This window comes from Pseudomonas fluorescens (genome assembly GCF_018614775.1).
GTDB lineage: Bacteria > Pseudomonadota > Gammaproteobacteria > Pseudomonadales > Pseudomonadaceae > Aquipseudomonas > Aquipseudomonas fluorescens_BY.
In genome coordinates, this window is record NZ_JAGGOF010000058.1 from 1 (window position 1) to 21,636 (window position 21,636).

Sequence of the window (21,636 nt, forward strand, 5' to 3'; positions counted from 1 at the left end):
GCCTAATCCCCTGTGGGAGCGGGCTTGCTCGCGAAGACGGCGGGTCTGCAACATGGTTTAACCTGACACTGCGCTTTCGCGAGCAAGCCCGCTCCCACATTGGCCGGGGGCGAGTGAAAGATTTTGGTTGAGCCCAATCCCCCTGTGGGAGCGAGCCTGCTCGCGATAGAGGTGGGCCAGTTTGTTATGTTGGATGTGCCGTTGCAATCGCGAGCAAGCTCGCTCCCACAGGAGGAACGCGGTTGCTTCAAAACGCAGGTCGGCTATAAGGCCGCCTCGGCGGGCTTTTGATCTGGGCACACCGAGCCTAGGCGAGGTGCCGAGTGGTGGGGGCAAGAGCGTTTTGCTTACTTTTCGCCGGGCCGCGCAGGCTGTTCAAAAGTGAGCCGCTGTAAGAGCGTAACCGTCAGCCGCCGTTACCGAAGAAACGGATATACACACCACTTCGACCTCGCAGGGAACCGCAAGAATGGCCCTCCACCCCGTCCCAGCTCTCCCATCCCAAGGACTGATCGGCGTAATCGCCCCCGCCGGCCCCGCCCCCCTGGACACGGACAAAGCCGTGCAATGGATGCGCGCCCATGGTCATGAATTGCGGATATTCCCAGGCGTCTATGAAAAGGACGGCTACCTGGCCGGCAGCGACGACATACGCCTCAACGACCTGCACAGCGCCTTCGCCGACCCCGAGGTCAACGCCATCATCTGCCTGCGCGGAGGCTACGGCACGCCCCGTCTGCTGGACCGTATCGACTTCGAGCTGTTGCGCAACAACCCCAAGCCCTTCATCGGCTACAGCGACATCACCGCGCTGCACCTGGCAATCAGCCGTTATGCAGGCTTCGTCACGTTTCACGGCCCATTGCTCAACGCCGATCTGCTGGGCGACAAGCAACCCCCGACCGTCACCTCGTTCTTCAACCTGCTACGTGGGCAGTTGAAGGCCGGCAGTGTGCTGAGCCATCCTGCGGCCTACCCATTGACCACCGTCGAACCTGGCATTGCTCAGGGGCGTTTGCTGGGGGGCAACCTGTCGATCATTGCCGCGACCCTGGGCACGCCTTATCAGATCGATGCCGATGGCCTGATCCTGTTCATTGAAGATATCAACGAACCGCTGTATCGCATCGATCGGCTGCTGACCCAGCTGCGCCTGGCCGGCACGCTGCAGAAGTTGCGCGGCGTTCTGGTGGGGGATGTGGCCGGGGTGGATGTGGCGGCGTTGAATCGCTTGCTCAAGCAGACCTTCGAACCACTGCGGATTCCGGTGCTGTCCGGTTGGCGCAGTGGGCATTGCGACCCGAACCTGACCTTGCCCATGGGGGCGCTGGTCAGGCTGGATGCGGGGGAGAAGCGGTTGGTGTTGGAGCAGGATGTGGTTATCAGCCGCTAGTCATTGGTTGCCTTGGCATCAGTCTTCGCGAGCAAGCCCGCTCCCACAGGTACCGCGTTCCTTTCATGGGAGCACGGTCGATGTGGGGGCGGGCTTGCTCGCGATAGCGCCTTCAGCCATAAGCCGATTCAACGGCTACGCAAACTCTCCAGCAACTGATGCGTCGGATACCCATCCGCCGGCCAACCGAACGACTGCTGGGCGCTGCGGATCGCTTTGCGGGTGTTGGCGCCGATGATGCCGTCGGGATTGCCTGCGTCGTAGTTATGCGTGCTCAGCAAGGTCTGCAATTCGATGCGTTCGCTGCGGCTCAGCGGCAGGTCATCCTTGGGCCACTGGCCGTACACCAGCCCTGCACCGGTGAAACGCCCGGACAACAACCCGACCGCCAGCGCGTATGACGAGGAGTTGTTGTACTTGAGGATGGCGCGGAAGTTGTCGAACACCAGGAACGCCGGGCCGCGATGGCCTGCGGGCAACAGCAGCGCCGCCGGCAGTTGCCTTTCACCCGGGGGAATCGGCATGCCGTCATAGGTGGAGACGCCCAACTGCATCCATTCGGAGAAGGGCTTGCGGATCGTGCCGTCGGCCAGGGCGTAGTCGAAGTCCTTTTCCAGTTCTACCTCGTATCCCCACGGTTGCCCGCGCTGCCAGCCGGAGCTTTGCAGGTAGTGCGCAGTCGAAGCCAGGGCGTCGGTGGAGCTGCCCCAGATGTCCCGGCGGCCGTCGCCGTCGAAATCCACCGCATGGGTGCTGTACGTGGTGGGAATGAACTGGGTCTGGCCCATGGCGCCGGCCCAGGAACCGAGCATTTTTTCCGGGGCGATATCGCCCTGTTGCAGGATCTGCAACGCGGCGATCAATTGCGCATGGGCAAATCCCGGACGCCGGCCTTCATAGGCCAGGGTCGCCAGGGAGTTGATCACCGATTTGGTGCCCTGGAACTGGCCGAAGTTGCTTTCCATGCCCCATACGGCGACCAGCGCTTCGCGATCGACGCCATAACGTTGCTCGATGCTTTGCAGGATCTGGGCGTTCTGCTGGAGCAGTGCCTTGCCTTTGTTGACCCGCAGTGGCGACACCGCGCCATCGAGGTATTCCCACACGGGACGGGTGAATTCCGGTTGGCTGCGATCAGCCTTGATCACGCTCATGTCCGGGCTGACGCCGCTAAAGGCGCGGTCGAACAGGTCGGCACGGATCCCGGCGGCCAAGGCGTCCTTGCGAAACCCGGCCTGCCATTCGGCAAAGGTCTGGGTGGGCACGATGTCCAGGTTTTCACCGGTCGGCACCACAGGCGGCACCATGGCCGGAGCGGTCACGACAGGGACGGTCTGGAGCGGTTGGGCGTCGGCGGCGGTCGGTTTTTCGGCGCAGGCGACAAGCAGGGCGATGCTTGTGGCGGCAATCAGTTGGCGCAGGGGCCAACGACGGGAAAGACAAAAGGGCATGCACGGGTCCAGAAATACAGATCAGGTGCTGACCTTAACATGCGAAAGGGTTGTAGGGCTTGTCCAGGTGTTTCAAGCTGCCAGAAAGCAAGAAGCCTCCCAGTTGTCAGACTGGAAGGCTTCGCGGCGGTAGCTGCCCTTGCCCTTGGCGGGTCGTTCCTGGCGGCTGCGGAACAGGGGCTGGGCGACGATGGACTTGGCCTTGTTGGGGCCATGCCTGGATGGCTTTTTGCTCATGGCTGGATTTCTCATTAGCTGGGTTTTGCGCGGCAAATCATGGGGCAGAGTTGGGGGGCTGTCCAGTCCCTGCATTTGCAGAACATGTCATTTCAGACCGACACCTTTGTGGCGAGGGGACTGATCATTCAGCCGGCAACGCCAGCCGCTGGCCGGCCATCAACAGGGATAACCGGCTGAGGCTCATCCACGGCGAGCCGGCGGCCTGACCCTTGATCTGTGCGTCGATGCGTTGGGCTTCCAGCAACAATTGCGCCCAGCGCGACGCCGAGTAGCGTTGCAGCGCCTTGCTCATCAGCGGCTTGCGTTTGTCCCACACCGGCGGACGGGCTTGGCTGAAGGCCTTGTCCAGCGGTACGCCCTGGCTGTACTGCAACGACAGGTTGGCCAGCAGACGCAACTCGCGCGCCAGGGCCCAGAGGATCACCGGCGGCTCGACGCCTTCGCCCCGCAGGCCTTCCAGCATGCGCAGGGCGTGGGCGGCTTCGCCGTTGAGGATCGCATCGGTCAGTCCGAAGACATCGAAGCGCGCGCTGTCGGCCACGGCCGCCTGCACCGTTTCCACGGTGATTTGCCCGCCCTCGGCCATCAGCTTGAGCTTTTCGATTTCCTGGGCCGCAGCCAGCAGGTTGCCTTCGACCCGGGCGGCAATCAGCTCCACGGCGTCCTGGCTGGCCGAAAGACCGGCCTGGGACAGGCGTTGGCGGATCCAGCTTGGCAACTGGCTGACATCCACCGGCCAGATCTGCACGAACTGGGTTTGCTGGCCCTCGACCAGGGCCTTGCCCCATTTGGTCTTCTGCGCACTGCCATCGAGCTTCGGCAGGCTGATCAGCAGGACCGTGTCTTCGGCTGGCCGTGAGCAATATTCGATCAGCGCGGCGGCGCCTTTGTCACCGGGCTTGCCAGACGGCAGGCGCAGTTCCAGCAGGCGCTTTTCGGCAAACAGCGACATGCTCGCCCCGGCCATCAGCAGCGTGCCCCAGTCGAAACTGGCATCGGCGGCGAACACCTGGCGCTCGTCGAAACCTTGCTGGCGCGCGGCGCTGCGGATGGCGTCGGCGGCTTCCTGGCACAGCAGCGGGTCATCACCGCTGATGATGTAGACCGGCGCGAGGGCGCCTTGCAGGTGTTTGCCGAGTTGGGCGGGAGCGAGCTTCATAAGATAAGGCGAGCAGGGGCGCCGGAGCGCCCCGCCAGCTTATTCGGCCGGGATTTGCATCGGCGACTGCTGCGGGGTTTCCGCTTCAGCCTTGCGAGCCGCTTCCAGCGCGTCGGCTTCAGCCTTGGCGCGGGCGTCGGCCGTTTGTTGCAACTGTTCCAGCTGGGCCGGGCTCAGCTGTTGCAGGCGCAGCATCATGCGCTGTACGAGGTCACGGCGCATTTCGCCACGCACTTCGGTCGATTCCTGGTCGGAACCGGTGATGTTGTTGCCGTCATGCAGGTAGACCTTCTGCACCTGGAGTTTGTCGTCCAGCAGCGACAGGTTGTTATGGCCACGGATCTCATAGTTCAGCACGTTGGTCAGCTCGTATTCAGCCGAACGACCGGCGCCGGCATAGCTCAGGCTGCGCTGGCTTTGCTGTTCGTTGGTCAGTACCAGTTTGTACGGCGCGCCGCTGTAGATCTTCACACCGCTGTTTTCCAGCGTGTCGCGCAGCATTTTCACGGTATCGCCGTAAGCGTCCCGCGCACTGAGATCCAGTTCCTTGATAGCCAGTTCGGTGGTGCCGGTGCCGCGCAGCTGGAAGCCGCAGGCGCTCAACAGGACCGCCAGGCCCATGACCAGCAGATTACGTTTGATCATCTTGTTGCTCCCCTTGAAACCCTATAGGCCGACAATGCGACCCCGCAGGTCATATTCGACGCCCTGCCTGTGGCCGGGCGCCCGATCCAATTAGCTTGCGACGATGTTGACCAGCTTGCCGGGCACGACGATCACCTTGCGAATCGTCAGGCCATCGACGAAGCGCAATACGTTTTCGTTGGCCCGGGCAGCGGCTTCGACTTCTTCGCGCGTTGCAGTGGCCGGCATGTCGATCTGGCCGCGCAGCTTGCCGTTGACCTGGATGACCAGGGTCAGGCTGTCCTGCACCAGCGCGGTTTCGTCCACTACTGGCCATTTGGCGTCAATCACTGGATCGGCGTGACCCAATTGATGCCACAGCTCGTGGCTGATGTGCGGCGTGATCGGAGCCAGTAGCAGCGTTACGGCTTCCAGGCCTTCGTGAATCAGTGCGCGGTCCTGCCCGGTGCCTTGCGCGGCTTTTTCCAGGACATTCATCAGCGTCATCACCTGGGCAATTGCGGTGTTGAATTTGTGGTTCTGGCCGACGTCATGGCTGGCCTGCTTGATGGCCAGGTGGATCGAACGGCGAATGGCTTTCTGTTCGTCGTTCAGGCCGGCAACGTCCAGTTTCCCCGGCAGGCCTTGGGTAACGTGGGCTTGAGCCAGGCGCCAGACGCGCTTGAGGAAACGGTGCGAGCCCTCGACGCCGGAGTCGGACCATTCCGCGCTCATGTCAGGTGGCGAGGCGAACATCATGAACAGGCGGCAGGTGTCCGCGCCGAACTGGTCAATCATCGACTGTGGATCGACACCGTTGTTCTTCGACTTGGCCATTTTCTCGGTGCCACCGATTTCCACCGGCAGGCCGTCGGCGATCAGCTTGGCGCTGATGACCTTGGCCTTGCTGTCGCGTTCGAGTTCGACGTCGGCCGGGTTGAACCAGGTGTAGGCGCCGTTGGCTTCGCGACGGTAATACGTCTCGGCGACCACCATGCCCTGGGTCAGCAGGTTCTTGAACGGCTCGTTGGAGCTTACCAGCCCCTCGTCACGCATCAGCTTGTGGAAGAAGCGGGCATAGAGCAGGTGCAGGATGGCGTGTTCGATGCCGCCGATGTACTGGTCCACCGGCAACCAGTGGTCCGCCGCGGATTTTTCCACGAGGCCGCCTTCATAGTGCGGCGAGGCATAGCGGGCGTAGTACCACGAGGACTCGACGAAGGTGTCCATGGTGTCGGTTTCACGCTTGGCCGGTGCGCCGCATTTCGGGCAACTGCACTCGTAGAACTCGGGCATGCGTGCCAGGGGCGAACCGGCGCCGTCGGGTACGACGTCTTCCGGCAGGACTACAGGCAATTGATCTTCCGGCACCGGCACGTCGCCGCAGCTGTCGCAGTGCACGATCGGGATCGGGCAGCCCCAGTAGCGCTGGCGGCTGATGCCCCAGTCGCGCAGGCGGAACTGGGTGCGAGAGGCGCCGAGGTTCTTCTTGATCAGCGCGACTTCGATGGCATCGAACGCGCCGGCGAAATCCAGGCCGTCGAATGCGCCGGAGTTGATCAGCTCGCCGTGTTCGCCGTAGGCGTCCTGCCAGGGGGCCGGGGTCTGGTCACCGGCGCTGGTGCGCACCACCGGCTTGACCGGCAGGTTGTACTTGTGGGCGAATTCGAAGTCCCGCTCGTCGTGGGCCGGGACCGCCATTACAGCCCCATCGCCGTAGTGCATCAGTACGTAGTTGGCGACCCACACTGGCAGTTTTTCGCCGGTCAGCGGGTGCTCGACGAACAACGAGGTCGGCAGGCCTTTCTTTTCCTGGGTCGCCACGTCGGCTTCGGCGACGCTGCCGCCCTTGCATTCAGCGATGAATGCCTGCAATGCAGGGTCGTTCTGTGCCGCCAGGGTCGCCAGCGGATGCTCGGCGGCCACGGCCACGTAGGTGGCGCCCATCAGGGTGTCCGGACGGGTCGTGAAGACCTTCAGCGTGCCGGCTTCGCCAATCGAGGCGACGTCGTACGGGAACTGCACTTCCATCCCGCGGGACTTGCCGATCCAGTTGCGCTGCATGGTCTTGACCTGCTCGGGCCAGCCGGTCAGCTCGTCGAGACTCTCCAGGAGTTCATCCGCGTAGGCGGTGATCTTGAAGTAGTACATCGGGATCTCGCGCTTTTCGATCAGCGCGCCAGAGCGCCAGCCGCGACCGTCGATCACTTGCTCGTTGGCCAGCACGGTCTGGTCCACCGGATCCCAGTTCACGGTGCCGTTCTTGCGGTAGATCACGCCTTTTTCGAACAGACGGGTGAACAGCCATTGTTCCCAGCGGTAGTAGTCCGGTTTGCAGGTGGTGACTTCGCGGGACCAGTCCACCGCCAGGCCCAGGCTGCGCAGCTGGGACTTCATGTAGGCGATGTTTTCGTAGGTCCACTTGGCGGGCGCCACGTTGTTCTTCATCGCGGCGTTTTCCGCCGGCATGCCGAAGGCGTCCCAACCCATGGGTTGCAGGACGTTCTTGCCCTGCATGCGCTGATAGCGGGAGATCACGTCGCCGATGGTGTAGTTGCGCACGTGCCCCATGTGTAGCTTGCCGCTGGGGTAAGGGAACATCGACAGGCAGTAGTAAGTCTCCTTGCCTGGCTGTTCACTGACTTCAAAGGACTTTTGCTCGTCCCAGAACGACTGGGCGGCGGCTTCGATTTCACGGGGCTGGTAGTGTTCGTGCATGGCTACTTTTGTACTGAATGGGGTGGCCCAATCCTCTTCGTTGCCATGCTGGACGCAGACGACGCCGAACGCGGCGTTTTCGATGCCCAGCCAAGCTGGAAGTGGAGTTACAGGAAGCGCCGTAGCATACATGACCGCGCTCTGCCGAGGGAAACCCTGATTGCAGCCGGCCGTTGCCGGCCGCTGGCGAAATCAGGCGTCCAGGGCCGTTGGTCGCGGCGTGCTGCCGGTTTGCCCAGCGAAGCTAAGCTTCTCAATGGGGAGTGAGTCTTATCTTCAATGAGGTGAGGGATGGTTGAATCACAGCGAAAAGTAACAACACCTGAGTTGTACGAAAAACTGATCGATCGTCTCGGGGTGGCCCTGGACGCTGCTAGAACCGCCGGTCGTTTGCGCGACGAGCGTCCGGCAGAGCTGGAGCTGCGCGGCTTGAGCCCCGCAGAGTTCGAACTGGTCAAGACGTATCTTGAGCAGGTCGGGCACCCGCCCCCCGTCAGTGGGGCCCAGGCAAACAAGCGTCTCGATGCGCCCCGTTCGGCCAACGTTGTGTGGCTCAAGGACCGGACGCCTGACAAGGATGCTATAAAGGTCCGGTCACTGCAGTTCAAGTAGCGCCGGATTCACGAGTGTCGCTTTTTTTGATTCAAGGCTTTTTCGAATCTGTTGTCGCTTTGCGACAACCCCCTTAGGCTTCGGGCATCTATGGAGATGCCCGATGCCGCTTCGCTATTTCATCAAACAACTTTTATTGCCGCCTGGCATCCTTTTGCTGCTGCTGGCGCTTGCCTGGTGGTGGCGCAACTCCCGGCCACGTCTGGCGCGCCTGTGTTTTGCCGTGGGGCTTGGCGGTTTTTGGCTGATGAGCCTGCCGGTGGTGGTGCAGTGGGGCGCCAAGGCACTGGAACGCGACCCGCCGCTGGCGCGCAGTGAGTGGGCAACCCTGGCCCAGCGGGCCGACGCCATCGTGGTGCTCGGCTCCGGGCGCGAGCGTGGCGACCCGGCCTGGGGCGCCGACCAGCCGACCGGTGTCGGGCTTGAGCGCCAGCGTTATGCCGCTCGGCTGGCCAAGGCTTCGGGGCTGCCGGTGCTGACTTCTGGCGGCTTGCACTACGGCACCCCGCCCAGCGAGGCGAAGCTGATGGCTGACTCGATGCTGGATGACTTCGGGGTCACGGTACGCTGGCAGGAAGGGCGCAGCCGCACCACCTGGGAAAACGCTCAAATGAGCGCCGGGATCCTCCTCCCGGAGGGTGTCCGTCGGGTCGTGGTGGTGACCCAGGCGTGGCACATGCCGCGGGCGGTCTTGAGTTTCGAGCGCTCGGGATTTGAGGTAGTGCCGGCGCCAGTGGGTTTCCTGGGCCCGGACAATGCCCGGCCATTGGGCGGCTGGATGCCGGAATTCAAGTCGATCTGGCAGTCGGGGCAGTTGTTGAATGAGGCGGTGGGGCTGGTGGGGTATAGGCTGTTCTATCGCTGAGGTGTCACCGGATCGTTCCCACGCTCCTGCGTGGGAATGCCTGAAGGGACGCTCCGCGTTCCAGATCGTGCTGGCGCCGGCCGCCTGTGTGACGCGGAGCGTCACGGCTGCATTCCCACGCGGAGCGTGGGAACGATCAAAAACCTTAAACCGTCTTGGCCATTCGCCCCGTCATCGACGCCTAGCCCAACAGCAAGTGGTGCTACCGGATCGTTCCCACGCTCCTGCGTGGGAATGCCTGAAGGGACGCTCTGCGTTCCAGATCGTGCTGGCGCCGACCGCCTGTGTGACGCGGAGCGTCCCGGGCTGCGTTCCCACGCGGAGCGTGGGAACGATCAAAAACCTTAAACCGTCTTGGCTATCCGGCTTGTCACCAACGCCCAGCCCAACAGCAGCACGCACAGAATGATCAACGGCCACGAGCGCCATTGCAGGTAGGGCGTCAGCTCGTGCATGGGCACCACTTCGCCGTAGAGGATGCCCCGCTCGAATTGCGGGATCTGCGCGGTGATCTGGCCGAAGGGGTTGATCAGCCCGGTGACGCCGTTGTTGGTGGCGCGGATCATCCAACGCCCGGCTTCCAGGGCCCGCATCTGGGCCATTTGCAGGTGCTGCAATGGGCCGATCGAGGTGCCGAACCAGGTGTCATTGCTGATGGTCAGCAACAGGTCGCTACGCGCCGAGAGGCTGGCGGCGAATTCCGGGTAGACCACTTCATAGCAAATGAACGGTGCGATCTGGTAGCCCTTGGCCTGCAGCAATGGCTGGTCGGCCGGGCCTCGGGCGAAGTCCGACATGGGCAGGTCGAAGAAGGCGATCAGGCCGCGCAGGATGTCCTGCAGGGGCACGTACTCGCCGAATGGCACGAGTTTCTGCTTCAGGTAAGTGCCGTCGCCTTCGCCGGTCACGGTGATGCCGTTGAAGTAACGTTTCTCGTGACGCACCAGTTGGCGAATCGGCACGCCGGTGATCAGCGCCGAATGCCGTTCGGCGGCGAAGCTGCCCATCATGTCCAGGTAGCCCTGGGCCGACTCCTTGAGTACCGGGACCGCCGTTTCCGGCCAGACCAGCAGGTCGACGCGCTTGGAGGCAAAGCTCATGTCGCGATACAGCGCCAACTGCGCGTTGAGCTGTTCCGGGTCCCACTTCATGCTTTGTTCGATGTTGCCCTGGATCGCCGCGACGCTCAGCGGGTCGCCCGATGGGCGGGTCCAGGCGTGGCCCTTGAGCGCCACGCCGGTCACCCAGGGGCCGACCAGCAGCACCACGCCCGCCGCGATAAAACCTTTGCGCCCGGTGCCGATCAACCGGCGCGCGTTGTACAGCAGCGCGGCGGTCAGGGCCAGGATAAAGGAAATCAGCCACATCCCGCCCAGCGGCGCGAGGCCGGCCAAGGGGCCGTCGAGCTGGCTGTAACCGGAATAGAGCCACGGGAAACCAGTGAGGAACCAACCACGGAAGGCCTCCTGGCCCAGCCACAGCGCGGCGAACGCCAAGGCATCGGCCAGCGGCGCTTCGTTGCGCCGCAGCCAGCGCGCCCACAGCCAGGCGGGCAGGGCGAAGAACCAGGCAATGGCCGCAACGAACAGCAGCATCAGCAACCCGGCCAACAGCACCGAGGCGCCGCCGAAGTTATGAATACTGACGTAGATCCAGCTGGTGCCGGCACCGAACAGACCAAAACCGAAGCACCAGCCACGGCCCAGTGCCTGACGCGGCGACAGCTCGCGCAAGCCGGCGTAGAACAGCCCGACCGCCAGCAGGGCCAGCGGCCAGAGATCGAACGGTGCCAGGGCCAGGGTGGTGATCGCACCGGCCGCCACGGCCAGCAGGTTACCGGGCCAGCCGGGGCGGTTTATCCAGCGCATGTGTGTCCTTAGCGGGTCTCGCAGGGTTTAGCGGGCAATGGGTGACAGGCGCAGCAAGTGAATCCGACGGCTGTCGGCGTTCAGGATGCGGAAACGCCAGGAACCGATTTCCGTGGTTTCGTTGCGCTTGGGCAGGTGCCCGAAAGCACTCATCACCAAGCCGCCGACGGTGTCGAACTCGTCGTCGGAGAATTGGCTGTCGAAGAATTCGTTGAAGTTCTCGATCGGCGTCAGCGCCTTGATCAGAAAGTCACCGCTGGGCAGGGGCTTGATGTAGCTGTCTTCCTCGACGTCGTGTTCGTCTTCGATGTCGCCGACGATCTGCTCGAGTACGTCTTCAATGGTGACCAGCCCGGCGACGCCGCCGTATTCGTCGATGACGATGGCCATGTGGTTGTGGTTGGCGCGGAATTCACGCAGCAGCACATTCAGGCGCTTGGACTCGGGCACGAAGGTGGCCGGACGCAGCAAATCCTTGATGTTGAAGCTGTCGCCGTTCTCCTGAAGGATCAACGGCAGCAGATCCTTGGCCAGCAGCACGCCCATGACGTCGTCGTGGCTCTCGCCGACGACCGGGTAGCGCGAGTGAGCGGAGTCGACCACGGCGGGCAGGAACTCGCGGGGTGTCTGGGTCGCCTTGATGCTGACCATCTGCGAGCGCGGGACCATGATGTCGCGTACTTGCAGGTCAGCGACCTGGATGGCGCCTTCGACGATGGCCAGCGCTTCGCTGTCCAACAGTTTGTTCTGGTGTGCATCGCGCAGCAGCTCCAGCAGCTCCTGGCGGTTTTTCGGCTCATGGGCAAAAGCCTGGGTGAGCTTGCCCAGCCATGACTTCTGCCCGTTGCTCGATCGATCTTCGCTCATAGCGATTACTCTGAATCCTTTGTCGTTACAGGTTGATGTATCAGTGTTCGTCGCCGGCATACGGGTCGGGATGACCCAGCTCTGCAAGCAACGTTCGTTCCAGTGCTTCCATTTCCTCGGCTTCGGCATCTTCAATATGGTCGTAACCGAGCAGATGCAAGCAGCCGTGAATCACCAGATGGGCCCAGTGGGCCTCGGAAGTCTTGCCCTGTTCAGCCGCTTCACGCCCCACCACGGGGACGCAGATCACCAGGTCGCCCAGTAGCGGAATGTCGAGCAACTCGTCAGGCACGTCGGCGGGGAACGACAGCACGTTGGTGGCGTAGTCTTTCTGCCGCCAGGTGTGGTTCAGTTCGCGGCCTTCGGGTTCATCCACCAGACGGATCGTCAGCTCCGAATCGGCGCTGCGTTGGCGCAGGGCCAGTTCACACCATTGGCGGAACCGGGCTTCGCTGGGGGCCGGGTATTCGCTGGCCAGTTGCAGGTCGAGTTCAACCATTGTGGCGATTGCCTTTGCCTTCGACCGCATCCTCATCGCTGCGGTTCTCGAAGCGCTCGTAGGCTTCGACGATGCGCTGCACCAGCGGATGACGGACGACGTCCTTGGGCATGAAGTGCGTGAAGCTGATGCCCGGCACGTCCTTGAGGACCTGGATCACATGGTTGAGCCCGGACTTGGTGCCCTTGGGCAAGTCGACCTGGGTGATGTCGCCAGTGATGACGGCGGTGGAGCCGAAGCCGATCCGGGTCAGGAACATCTTCATCTGCTCGACGGTGGTGTTCTGGCTTTCGTCGAGGATGATGAAGCTGTTGTTCAGGGTGCGACCGCGCATGTAGGCCAGCGGTGCGACCTCGATGACCTGGCGCTCGATCAACTTGGCGACGTATTCGAAGCCGAGCATTTCATACAGCGCGTCATAGAGCGGGCGCAGGTACGGGTCGATCTTCTGGGCCAGGTCGCCAGGCAGGAAGCCAAGTTTTTCCCCCGCTTCAACCGCCGGGCGTACCAGCAGGATGCGTCGCACCTGCTCGCGCTCCAGCGCGTCGACGGCGCAGGCCACGGCCAGGTAGGTCTTGCCGGTACCGGCCGGGCCGATGCCGAAGTTGATGTCGTTGCCGAGGATTTCCTTCACGTAGCGCTGCTGATTCAGGCCGCGCGGGCGAATCATGCCTTTTTTCGTGCGCAGGGCGACGGCAGGTTCCGCGGGCGCGTGGTTGTCGAGTTCTTCGACGGCCGATTCCTGCAGGAACAGGTGCACGGTGTCTGGTGACAGCTCGCTCCCCTTGGTTTCCCGGTAGAGACGGCGCAGCAGGTTTTCCGCGGAGGTAGTGTGTTTGGGTTCGCCGATCAATTCGAACTGGTTTCCGCGGTTGCGGATCTCGATGGCCAGGCGCTGTTCGATCAAGCGCAGATGCTCGTCGAATTGCCCGCACAGATTGGCGAAGCGGCGAGCCTCAAAGGGCTCGAGAATGAAACGATGTGGTTCGATGGGTGCGTTCAAGGTCGTTTTTAGCCGCCCAGGGGCAATTGAGATGAGACCAAGGATAGCGCCAGTAGGCTGGGTGCGAAAGGTCTTAAACAGGCGAATCTGACCACAGGGCCTGGCACAACCCCTGTGGGAGCGAGCCTGCTCGCTCCCACAGGGAATTGAGGTGTTATTGAAGCAACGAGCCGCGCAGGGAGTGCGGTTGCGCGGCGTCGATGTGCACGTCGGCGAACTGGCCGATCAGCGCTGGCGTATCGCAGCGAAAGTTGACGATGCGGTTGTTTTCGGTGCGTCCCTGCAACTCGCCCGGGTCTTTTTTCGAGTAGTCGGTCACCAGGATCCGCTGGATGGAACCGACCATTTGTCGGCTGATCTCGAAACCTTGCTGGTTCAGGCGGTGCTGCAAGGCGTTGAGACGTTCTTTTTTCAGCTCCTCCGGAGTGTCGTCCGCGAGGTCGGCCGCCGGGGTGCCGGGGCGCTGGCTGTAGACGAAGGAATAGGAGAAATCGAAACCGACGTCCTCGATCAGCTTCATGGTTTGCTGGAAATCTTTCTCGGTTTCACCAGGGAAACCGACGATGAAGTCCGAACTGATGCAGATGCCCGGCACGGCGGCCCGCAGCTTGCGCAGCTTGGATTTGTACTCCAGCGCCGTGTGGTTGCGTTTCATGGCCGCGAGGATCCGGTCGGAGCCCGATTGCACCGGCAGGTGCAGGTGCTTGACCAGTTCCGGGACTTCGGCGTGGGCCTGGATCAGGCTGTCGGAGAACTCCAGCGGGTGCGAGGTGGTGTAGCGGATGCGGTCGATGCCATCAACGGCTGCCACCACGCGAATCAGTTCGGCGAGGTCTGCCAGGCGCCCGTCGTGGGTCAGGCCGCGGTAGCCATTGACGTTCTGCCCCAGCAGGGTGACTTCGCGCACACCGTTTTCCGCCAGATGGATGATCTCGGCGATCACGTCGTCGAAAGGCCGGCTGACTTCCTCGCCCCGGGTGTAGGGCACCACGCAGAAGGTGCAGTACTTGCTGCAACCTTCCATCACCGAGACATAAGCGCTTGGGCCGTCGATGCGCGGTTCGGGCAGGTGGTCGAACTTTTCGATTTCCGGGAACGAAACGTCCACCTGCGGCAGCTTGGTGATGCGCGCGGCGTCGATCATCTCGGGCAGGCGGTGCAGGGTCTGCGGGCCGAAGACCACGTCCACGTACGGCGCACGGTCACGGATGGCGGCGCCTTCCTGGCTGGCCACGCAACCGCCGACGGCGATGACCATGTCCGGGTTGGCGAGCTTCAATTCGCGCCAGCGGCCGAGCTGGGAATACACCCGGTCCTGGGCACGCTCGCGGATCGAGCAGGTGTTGAGCAGGATCACGTCCGCGTCTTCGGCGCGGGCAGTGACTTCCAGGGCCTGGTGGTCGCCCAGCAGATCGACCATGCGCGAGCTGTCGTACTCGTTCATCTGGCAACCGTGGGTTTCGATGTAAAGCTTCTTGGCCATGGACGGGATCATCACGTGATTCAAAGAACCGCGCATTATAGGGAACAAGTCCCCGGGTTCCTACCGCTGCGCGAGCAGCGGCTATGCTATAGTCCGCACCCTCATTTTTACCCGCCGATGTGTTTCGCCCGCCATGACCAAACGTGAAGCTCCAATCTACAAGGTGATTTTCCTCAACCAGGGCCAGGTGTTCGAAATGTACGCCAAGCAGATCTATCAGAGTGATCTGTGGGGCTTTCTGGAAGTGGAGGAATTCGTCTTTGGCGAGCGCACGCAGGTGGTCGTCGACCCGAGCGAAGAAAAGCTCAAGGCACAGTTCGAAGGCGTGGTACGCAGTTTCGTGCCGATGCATTCGATCGTGCGCATCGACGAAGTCGAACGCCTGGGCACCCCGAAAATCAGCGAAGCCCGCGGCGCGGTCGGCAATGTGATGCCGTTTCCGATGCCGATGCCTGAGAAGTAAGGTTCAAGACCGAGTCGCTGCCAATCGCGAGCAGGCTCGCTCCCACACTGGATAGTGTTCACAAATCTTGTGCTCACCAGAGTGCCATTGTGGGAGCGAGCCTGCTCGCGATGAGGCCGTCAAGGCCACAGCAATAATCAGGGCAGTGGCGAAAAAGGCGTGCGCCCGTCGGCGTTCTGCAGTTCCATCAGGTATTTGCGGAAGATCTGCCCCAGCACCTGGGTGGCGACTTCCAGCTCATCACGGGGCATTTGTTCGGCGACTTCGTCGGCGGTGTCCAAGGCATCTTCGGCGCCATTGACCGCCGCCATCTTCAAGACAATGTAGGCCTGGACGTTATTGGCAGGCACGCCTTCGCCATGAAAGAACATGCCACCCAGCTTGAACTGTGCCTGGGCATGGCCTTGCAGAGAGGCTTTTTCGAAATAGTTGAGGGCTTGCTTGAGGTCGCGCGGCGCAGCCTTGCCTTCGTAGTAGAACTCGCCCAACTCGTATTGCGCTTGTGCGTCACCTGCATCTGCCGCTTTTTGACAGGCGTCGAGTGCCGGTGCGAGATCTTGTGGCTGGGTATTGAGCGTGCAACGGCCCAGCGCCGGGATCAACAACGAGTTGCCGCCTGCCTGGGCATTCGCCAGCAGGGGCTGAAGGAGCAACAGGCAGCCCAAGGCAAGGGTGCGGCCGGTGCGGTTCATGGGAATCGACTTACCTCTGAGGGGCGCGCGGACCCTTCGGGGGATCCAATAAGCGCGCATTATGAAATAAGCGAGGCCATCCTTACAAAGTCTTTACTCGTTTTTCTGCTGCAAGGGAACGCCAGCGGCTGCTTTGCGGCGAAATCCGTAGGAAAAGGCCAGAGGGGTGTCAGTGATAACTGACGCCGGCGTCAGCCAACGTCAGTTATCCACAGCCTTATTTCAGGGCAGCGAACGCACGCTCGGCGGCGTCCAGGGTGATTTTCAGCTCGGCCTCGCCGTGGGCGATGGAGGTAAAGCCGGCTTCGAACGCGCTCGGCGCCAGGTACACACCGCCTTCGAGCATCAAGTGGAAGAAGCGCTTGAAGCGGTCGGCGTCGCTGGCCATGACATCTTCGAAGGTGACGATGTCGTCGGCACCGCTGAAATACAGGCCGAACATGCCGCCGGCCTGGGTGGTCACGAACGGAATGCCGGCTGCGTCGGCGCGAATCTGCAAGCCGTCGAGCAGGCGCGTGGTGTAGTCGGTCAGCTCGGCATGGAAGCCTGGGCGGCTGATCAGGCGCAGGGTGGTCAGGCCGGCGGCCATGGCCAGCGGGTTACCCGACAGCGTCCCGGCCTGGTAGACCGGGCCCAGCGGCGCGATGCATTCCATGATGGCGCGCTTGCCGCCGAAGCAGCCGACCGGCATGCCGCCGCCGATGATCTTGCCGAAGGTGCTCAGGTCGGGTGTCACGCCGTAATGGGCCTGCGCGCCACCGAGGGCGACACGGAAACCGGTCATCACTTCGTCGAAAATCAGCACCACGCCATGCTGGTCGCACAGGCTGCGCAGGCCTTCGAGAAAGCCCGGTGCCGGCGGTACGCAGTTCATGTTGCCGGCCACGGGCTCGACGATGATGCACGCCACTTCCTGGCCGACGTCGGCGAGCATCTTCTCGACTTCTTCGAGGTCGTTGAACGGCAGGGTCAGGGTGTGTTTGGCAAACGCTGCCGGCACGCCGGCCGAGCTCGGCACGCCCTGGGTCAGTGCGCCGGAACCGGCCTTGACCAGCAAGCTGTCGGAGTGGCCGTGGTAGCAGCCTTCAAACTTGATAATGCTGTCGCGACCGGTGAAACCCCGCGCCAGGCGGATCGCGCTCATGGTCGCTTCGGTGCCGGAACTGACCATGCGCACCATCTCCATCGATGGCACGATCGAGCAGACCAGGTCGGCCATCTCGGTTTCCATCGCGGTCGGGGCGCCGTAGGACAGGCCGTGTACCAGTTGCTGACGCACGGCATCGAGCACGTCCGGGTGGCTGTGGCCGAGGATCATCGGCCCCCATGAGCCCACGTAATCGACATAGCGCTTGTCGTCTTCGTCTGTCACGTACGCGCCTTCGGCGTGCTTGAAGAACAGGGGGGTGCCGCCGACGCTCTTGAACGCCCGCACGGGTGAGTTCACGCCGCCGGGGATGTGTTTCTGGGCGTTGGCAAACAGGGTTTCGGAACGGGACATGATGGGGGCTCTCGAAATCGGAAAAAGGTTTATTTGATCTGCAGCAGCGCGTTGAAGGCGCGGGCGCGGCGCGTCACTTCGGCGCTGCTGTCGGCGCCGAACAGGCCATGAACCACGGCCAGCAGGTCGACACCGTGGGCCACCAGCGGGGCGGCGTTGTCCAGGGTAATGCCGCCGATGGCGCAAACCGGCACGTGCAATCTGGCATGGGCTTGTTCGAGCAGTTCAAGGTGGGCGCTGGGGGCGCCGGGCTTGGTGTTGGAGTTGAAGAAGCGCCCGAACGCAACATAACTGGCGCCTTCGGCGGCGGCCTGTTCGGCCAGCTCCAGGCTGGCATGGCAGGTGGAACCGATGATCGCCTTGCGTCCGAGCAACGCCCGCACGGGCGCCAATGGGCCATCAGTCTGCCCCAGGTGCACGCCGACGCCCAGGCGCGCGGCGAGTTCAGCGTCGTCGTTGATGATCAGCTGAGTGTTGTAGCGCTCGCACAGGTTGCGCAGCGCTTCGGCTTCGCGCAGGCGCCGGGCCTCGTCGCTGCTTTTATCGCGGTATTGCAGCAGGGTGACGCCACCTTCCAGCGCCGCTTCAACATACGCAAGGAATTTGCCGGCCAGCAGTTGGCTGTCGGTGATGGCGTAAAGGCCACGTAATTTCATTCGACAGGCCTCCGGTGCTATGAGCAGAAATCCAGCGGCAAGCGACGCGGTACAAACTGGCCTTGGCCCAGTTGTTCGGCATCGCGCAGGGTGCGCCAGGTGTAATCCAGTGCGGTCTTGACGGCGCTGGCGAGCTGTTCGCCCTGGGCCAGGCGACCGGCCAGGGCGCTTGCGAGGGTGCAGCCAGAACCGTGATAGCTGCCGGGCAAGCGCTGGCAGGTATAGGTTTCGCGGCGACCGTCGCGGCTGTACAGGCGATTATGGACTTCATGTTCATCGCCGTGGCCACCGGTGATCAACAGGTGCTTGACGAAAGGCAGGAGTTTTTCCGCGCACTCATCGGCACTGCCCTCGGGCAACTCGGCGAGGATGCGCGCTTCCGGCAGGTTCGGCGTGGCAATGATCGCCAGGGGCAGCAGGCGCTCGCGCATGGCGTAGCCGACTTCATCCTTGCCCAGGCGGCCGCCACCGCCGGCGTGCAGCACCGGGTCGCAGACCATCGGCAGATGCGGGTGCGCCTGGAGCAGTTCGACCACCGTGTCGACCATTTCCAGGGAACCGAGCATCCCCAGCTTGACCGCCGCGACTTGCGAATCGTTGAGCACGGCATTGGCTTGCGCCAGGACCCACTCCCGATCGAGTACGCGGAAATCGCGGACATTGACCGTGTCTTGCACGGTCAACGCGGTAACGGCCGGGGCGGCATGACAACCCTGGGCGAGCAGGGCTTCGATATCTGCCTGCAAGCCGGCGCCACCACTGGGGTCGTGGCCGGAGAGACAGAGGACAACGGGGCGAGAACTGTAGATATTCATGGTGCGCGAGCTTACCACCAAACCCTTCGGCCGGCGCGTGCCTGTGACGATGCTCCGGGGTTGTCTTGCCATCTGGCCAAAGCAACAGCTCTATTTCAATGCTTTCCTCTGGAACGCCTGTTCTAGAGCCTTTGGTGAGGAAGATTTCAATGGTGCAAATTGGCCATCAACGGCTATGCTAGAGATGGATCCAACCATAACAGGTGATGCCGGTTCTATGTCTACTCAGGGAATGGGGGGCTTCCTGACTCAACCGGACAGGCCATGCTGGGGCTTAAATGCGCTATTTGTTGATGTTGCTGCTGTGCTTGTCGCCCTTGGCAAGCGCCCTCGAATTCGATGAGTTCACCCAAAGCCTGCCCTTGGGCCAGGTCCTGCAAGTGTTTGAAGACGCGAACGGCACGGCGACCCTCGACGATGTGCTGGCCCAGGCAGCGGCCGGTGGCTTCAAGTCTCACGATAAAGCCACGCTGAACGCCGGCTACTCGCGCTCGGCGTTCTGGTTGAAGGTCGATCTGCAGTACCGTCCGGCTAATCCGGACGCCCAGCGCACCTGGCTGCTGGAATTGGCGTACCCGCCGCTGGACCACCTCGACTTGTATCTGCCTGATGCCGCCGGGGCCTATCGCCTGGTTCGCCAGACCGGGGATGCATTGCCCTTCGCCAGCCGCGAAATCCGCCAGAACAACTACCTGTTCAGCATCGACTTCAAACCCGAACAACAACGCACTGTCTACCTGCGCCTGCAAAGCCAGGGATCGGTCCAGGCACCGCTGACGTTATGGTCGAGCACCGCTTATCTCGAGCAACAACCGGTGCGCTTGTACGTGTTGGGGATCATTTATGGCGTGCTGCTGGGGATGCTGGTCTACAACCTGTTCATCTACCTCAGCGTGCGGGACACCAGCTACCTTTATTACATTGTCTATATCGCTTCGTTCGGGCTCTACCAGTTGTCGGTCAACGGTGCGGCCGTGGAGTATTTCTGGCCGGACAACCCTTGGTGGGCCAACGCCGCGACGCCATTTTTCATCGGTTGCGCGGGCCTGTTTGGCAGCCAGTTCGCCCGCAGTTTCCTGCAAACCGCCCAACACAGCCGATGGCTTGACCGCCTGTTGCTTGCGCTGATTGCCTATAGCGCGGTGGTGGTGGGCTTGTCGCTGATGACCAGCTATGCCTTGGCACTGCGCCTGGCGACGCTGCTGGCGTTGGTGTTTACGGTGGTGATCTTTGCCGCGGGGCTGTTCGCCTGGTGGCGTGGCCTGCGGGTCGCGCGGTATTTCATCATTGCCTGGTCGGCGTTCCTGCTGGGGGGCATCGTCAATACCCTGATGGTGCTCGGCTACCTGCCGAACGTGTTCCTGACCATGTACGCCAGCCAGATCGGCTCGGCCATTGAAGTGGCGCTGCTGTCCCTGGCCCTGGCCGATCGCATCAACGCCATGCGCGAGCAGCAGGCCCAGACCCTGCTCGACGCCGGGCAGAAGCTGGAGGTGCTCAACCAGCAACTGGCCCATGGCAACAAGCTCAAGGATGAATTCCTCGCGACCCTGACCCACGAACTGCGCACGCCGATGAACGGCGTGATCGGCTCGCTGGAGTTGATGGAAACCGTGGAGATGGACGAGGAGCTGACCCAGTACCAGCAGACCGCCGCCAGTTCGGCGCGGGACATGATGCGCATGGTCAACGGCATCCTGACCCTCACCGAGTTGCAGGCCGGTAAGCTCAAGGCTCGTCCGGCACCGTTCAGCCTGCGCGGGGTGATCGACGCGTTGGAGGTGCAGTTCAGTGCCAATGCAGCGGCCAAGGGCCTGGACTTCAAGGTCGACGTGGCCCCCGGCCTGGCGGACCGGCTGCTCGGCGACAGTTGCAAGCTGGCCCAGTCTCTCGAATGCCTGCTGGACAATGCCATCAAGTTCACCCGGGTCGGCGGCCTGGCGCTGCGGGTCAGCGGTCGACCGACGCAGCTTGATCGGTGGGTGCTGTCTTTTGCCGTGATCGACACCGGTATCGGCTTTACCGACCTGGGCGAGGCGACCTTGTACCAGCGCTTTTTCCAACTCGACGGTTCGATGACCCGCGAGTACGGCGGCCTCGGCGTGGGTCTGGCCATCTGCCGACAGCTGGTGGAACTGCTGGGGGGGCGCCTGACCCACACCTCCGAACTCGGACGCGGCAGTCGTTTCCAGTTGGACGTCGAGTTTGACGTTGCCTTGCCAGTGTCGGTCCCGACAGCGCGCTCGCTCGGTGAGCGTCAGGACGCACGCCTGCCCCAGGAGTGCACGGTGCTGCTGGCGGATGACAACAGCATTGATCAGTTGGTGATGCGCGGCATGCTGCTCAAGCTCGGCTATCGGGTGCGCACCGCCGACAGTGGCCGTGCGGCGCTGGATCTGTTGCAGGGCGAAAGCTTCGACGCGGTGTTGCTCGACTGCCAATCACCGCCAGTGGACGGTGTGTCGGTCTGCTGCCAGATCCGCACACTGGCCGGTTGCGAGGACCTGCCGGTGCTGGTGGTCAGTCCGAACGTGGGGCATGAGCGCTGCCCGTCGGACGCGCTGATCGATTACCTGAGCAAACCGGTGAAATTCGAGGCGTTGCAGGCGCTTCTGCAGCGGCGGGTGTTGTGTCCGAAGCAAGGCGAAAGCGCCGATATTTAGGCGGGTATGACACTTTGTTCGGCTGGGAGGCGGTGCTTAACTGAACCCTGCTGGCCGACCAAGG

At 62.6% G+C, this 21,636-nt stretch carries 19 protein-coding genes; 5 read left to right on the forward strand and 14 right to left on the reverse strand.

Annotation, left to right across the window (positions count from 1 at the left end; translation table 11 throughout):
- The first annotated feature begins 469 nt into the window (after window positions 1–469).
- Complete coding sequence (locus tag J7E36_RS16140; RefSeq protein WP_215004610.1) at window positions 470–1,393, forward strand: S66 peptidase family protein; 924 nt, start codon at window positions 470–472, stop codon at window positions 1,391–1,393.
- Window positions 1,394–1,521: 128 nt separating this feature from the next.
- On the opposite strand, the gene J7E36_RS16145 is transcribed toward J7E36_RS16140, so the two are convergent.
- From J7E36_RS16145 to leuS, 5 genes are all read right to left on the reverse strand, one after another.
- Window positions 1,522–2,844, reverse strand: coding sequence for a lytic murein transglycosylase (locus J7E36_RS16145; protein ID WP_215004612.1), 1,323 nt, complete (start codon window positions 2,842–2,844; stop codon window positions 1,522–1,524).
- A gap of 72 nt (window positions 2,845–2,916) precedes the next feature.
- Entirely contained in the window at window positions 2,917–3,081 is a 165-nt protein-coding gene (arfA, locus tag J7E36_RS16150; RefSeq protein WP_030140368.1) for an alternative ribosome rescue factor ArfA, read from the reverse strand.
- A 124-nt stretch (window positions 3,082–3,205) separates the two neighbouring features.
- Window positions 3,206–4,243 (reverse strand): DNA polymerase III subunit delta, encoded by a 1,038-nt coding sequence (holA, locus tag J7E36_RS16155; protein WP_215004614.1) that lies wholly within the window; start codon window positions 4,241–4,243, stop codon window positions 3,206–3,208.
- A 39-nt stretch (window positions 4,244–4,282) separates the two neighbouring features.
- Window positions 4,283–4,888 carry an LPS assembly lipoprotein LptE gene (gene lptE / locus J7E36_RS16160; protein ID WP_215004617.1) on the reverse strand — a complete coding sequence of 202 codons (606 nt, stop codon included), beginning with the start codon at window positions 4,886–4,888 and terminating at the stop codon, window positions 4,283–4,285.
- Window positions 4,889–4,978: 90 nt separating this feature from the next.
- Window positions 4,979–7,585, reverse strand: a complete 2,607-nt coding sequence (leuS, locus tag J7E36_RS16165; RefSeq protein ID WP_215004621.1) for a leucine--tRNA ligase — start codon at window positions 7,583–7,585, stop codon at window positions 4,979–4,981.
- Window positions 7,586–7,876: 291 nt separating this feature from the next.
- On the opposite strand from leuS, the gene J7E36_RS16170 reads away from it, so the two are divergent.
- Window positions 7,877–8,197, forward strand: coding sequence for a hypothetical protein (locus J7E36_RS16170; protein WP_215004624.1), 321 nt, complete (start codon window positions 7,877–7,879; stop codon window positions 8,195–8,197).
- 103 nt (window positions 8,198–8,300) lie between these two features.
- Window positions 8,301–9,062 carry a YdcF family protein gene (locus tag J7E36_RS16175; protein WP_215004627.1) on the forward strand — a complete coding sequence of 254 codons (762 nt, stop codon included), beginning with the start codon at window positions 8,301–8,303 and terminating at the stop codon, window positions 9,060–9,062.
- 344 nt (window positions 9,063–9,406) lie between these two features.
- Here the strand turns inward: J7E36_RS16175 and lnt are convergent, their stop codons facing one another.
- The 5 genes from lnt to miaB form a co-directional block, all read right to left on the reverse strand.
- Window positions 9,407–10,930, reverse strand: a complete 1,524-nt coding sequence (gene lnt, locus J7E36_RS16180) for an apolipoprotein N-acyltransferase (protein WP_215004630.1) — start codon at window positions 10,928–10,930, stop codon at window positions 9,407–9,409.
- A gap of 27 nt (window positions 10,931–10,957) precedes the next feature.
- The gene (locus tag J7E36_RS16185; protein ID WP_025215634.1) at window positions 10,958–11,797 is read right to left on the reverse strand and encodes an HlyC/CorC family transporter; all 840 of its coding nucleotides are present in this window, start codon (window positions 11,795–11,797) and stop codon (window positions 10,958–10,960) included.
- Between the two features lie 40 nt (window positions 11,798–11,837).
- The gene (ybeY, locus tag J7E36_RS16190) at window positions 11,838–12,296 is read right to left on the reverse strand and encodes an rRNA maturation RNase YbeY (RefSeq protein WP_215004635.1); all 459 of its coding nucleotides are present in this window, start codon (window positions 12,294–12,296) and stop codon (window positions 11,838–11,840) included.
- The gene (locus tag J7E36_RS16195) at window positions 12,289–13,299 is read right to left on the reverse strand and encodes a PhoH family protein (protein WP_215004638.1); all 1,011 of its coding nucleotides are present in this window, start codon (window positions 13,297–13,299) and stop codon (window positions 12,289–12,291) included. Before J7E36_RS16195 ends, ybeY begins: the two co-directional genes overlap by 8 nt.
- 154 nt (window positions 13,300–13,453) lie before the next feature.
- Entirely contained in the window at window positions 13,454–14,782 is a 1,329-nt protein-coding gene (gene miaB, locus J7E36_RS16200; RefSeq protein WP_215004641.1) for a tRNA (N6-isopentenyl adenosine(37)-C2)-methylthiotransferase MiaB, read from the reverse strand.
- Window positions 14,783–14,915: 133 nt separating this feature from the next.
- Here miaB and J7E36_RS16205 point away from each other — a divergent pair, with 133 nt between their 5' ends.
- On the forward strand, window positions 14,916–15,245 hold the full coding sequence (locus J7E36_RS16205; RefSeq protein ID WP_003185742.1) for a DUF1820 family protein: 330 nt from the start codon (window positions 14,916–14,918) through the stop codon (window positions 15,243–15,245).
- A gap of 137 nt (window positions 15,246–15,382) precedes the next feature.
- Here J7E36_RS16205 and J7E36_RS16210 read toward each other — a convergent pair whose 3' ends face one another.
- From J7E36_RS16210 to J7E36_RS16225, 4 genes are all read right to left on the reverse strand, one after another.
- Window positions 15,383–15,937, reverse strand: coding sequence for a tetratricopeptide repeat protein (locus J7E36_RS16210; RefSeq protein WP_072411482.1), 555 nt, complete (start codon window positions 15,935–15,937; stop codon window positions 15,383–15,385).
- A gap of 217 nt (window positions 15,938–16,154) precedes the next feature.
- Window positions 16,155–17,438, reverse strand: coding sequence for a glutamate-1-semialdehyde 2,1-aminomutase (gene hemL / locus J7E36_RS16215; protein WP_215004644.1), 1,284 nt, complete (start codon window positions 17,436–17,438; stop codon window positions 16,155–16,157).
- A gap of 29 nt (window positions 17,439–17,467) precedes the next feature.
- Window positions 17,468–18,094 carry a thiamine phosphate synthase gene (thiE, locus tag J7E36_RS16220; protein ID WP_215004647.1) on the reverse strand — a complete coding sequence of 209 codons (627 nt, stop codon included), beginning with the start codon at window positions 18,092–18,094 and terminating at the stop codon, window positions 17,468–17,470.
- A 17-nt stretch (window positions 18,095–18,111) separates the two neighbouring features.
- Window positions 18,112–18,909 (reverse strand): hydroxymethylpyrimidine/phosphomethylpyrimidine kinase, encoded by a 798-nt coding sequence (locus J7E36_RS16225; RefSeq protein WP_215004650.1) that lies wholly within the window; start codon window positions 18,907–18,909, stop codon window positions 18,112–18,114.
- 278 nt (window positions 18,910–19,187) lie between these two features.
- On the opposite strand from J7E36_RS16225, the gene J7E36_RS16230 reads away from it, so the two are divergent.
- Window positions 19,188–21,572 carry a hybrid sensor histidine kinase/response regulator gene (locus J7E36_RS16230; protein WP_215004653.1) on the forward strand — a complete coding sequence of 795 codons (2,385 nt, stop codon included), beginning with the start codon at window positions 19,188–19,190 and terminating at the stop codon, window positions 21,570–21,572.
- Window positions 21,573–21,636: the final 64 nt, after the last annotated feature.

Bases quoted from the DNA above. Each gene is read 5' to 3' on its own strand.
- J7E36_RS16140 (WP_215004610.1), top strand. From the start codon at position 470: ATGGCCCTCCACCCCGTCCCAGCTCTCCCATCCCAAGGACTGATCGGC.
- J7E36_RS16145 (WP_215004612.1), bottom strand. From the start codon at position 2,844: ATGCCCTTTTGTCTTTCCCGTCGTTGGCCCCTGCGCCAACTGATTGCC.
- arfA (WP_030140368.1), bottom strand. From the start codon at position 3,081: ATGAGCAAAAAGCCATCCAGGCATGGCCCCAACAAGGCCAAGTCCATC.
- holA (WP_215004614.1), bottom strand. From the start codon at position 4,243: ATGAAGCTCGCTCCCGCCCAACTCGGCAAACACCTGCAAGGCGCCCTC.
- lptE (WP_215004617.1), bottom strand. From the start codon at position 4,888: ATGATCAAACGTAATCTGCTGGTCATGGGCCTGGCGGTCCTGTTGAGC.
- leuS (WP_215004621.1), bottom strand. From the start codon at position 7,585: ATGCACGAACACTACCAGCCCCGTGAAATCGAAGCCGCCGCCCAGTCG.
- J7E36_RS16170 (WP_215004624.1), top strand. From the start codon at position 7,877: ATGGTTGAATCACAGCGAAAAGTAACAACACCTGAGTTGTACGAAAAA.
- J7E36_RS16175 (WP_215004627.1), top strand. From the start codon at position 8,301: ATGCCGCTTCGCTATTTCATCAAACAACTTTTATTGCCGCCTGGCATC.
- lnt (WP_215004630.1), bottom strand. From the start codon at position 10,930: ATGCGCTGGATAAACCGCCCCGGCTGGCCCGGTAACCTGCTGGCCGTG.
- J7E36_RS16185 (WP_025215634.1), bottom strand. From the start codon at position 11,797: ATGAGCGAAGATCGATCGAGCAACGGGCAGAAGTCATGGCTGGGCAAG.
- ybeY (WP_215004635.1), bottom strand. From the start codon at position 12,296: ATGGTTGAACTCGACCTGCAACTGGCCAGCGAATACCCGGCCCCCAGC.
- miaB (WP_215004641.1), bottom strand. From the start codon at position 14,782: ATGGCCAAGAAGCTTTACATCGAAACCCACGGTTGCCAGATGAACGAG.
- J7E36_RS16205 (WP_003185742.1), top strand. From the start codon at position 14,916: ATGACCAAACGTGAAGCTCCAATCTACAAGGTGATTTTCCTCAACCAG.
- J7E36_RS16210 (WP_072411482.1), bottom strand. From the start codon at position 15,937: ATGAACCGCACCGGCCGCACCCTTGCCTTGGGCTGCCTGTTGCTCCTT.
- hemL (WP_215004644.1), bottom strand. From the start codon at position 17,438: ATGTCCCGTTCCGAAACCCTGTTTGCCAACGCCCAGAAACACATCCCC.
- thiE (WP_215004647.1), bottom strand. From the start codon at position 18,094: ATGAAATTACGTGGCCTTTACGCCATCACCGACAGCCAACTGCTGGCC.
- J7E36_RS16225 (WP_215004650.1), bottom strand. From the start codon at position 18,909: ATGAATATCTACAGTTCTCGCCCCGTTGTCCTCTGTCTCTCCGGCCAC.
- J7E36_RS16230 (WP_215004653.1), top strand. From the start codon at position 19,188: ATGCGCTATTTGTTGATGTTGCTGCTGTGCTTGTCGCCCTTGGCAAGC.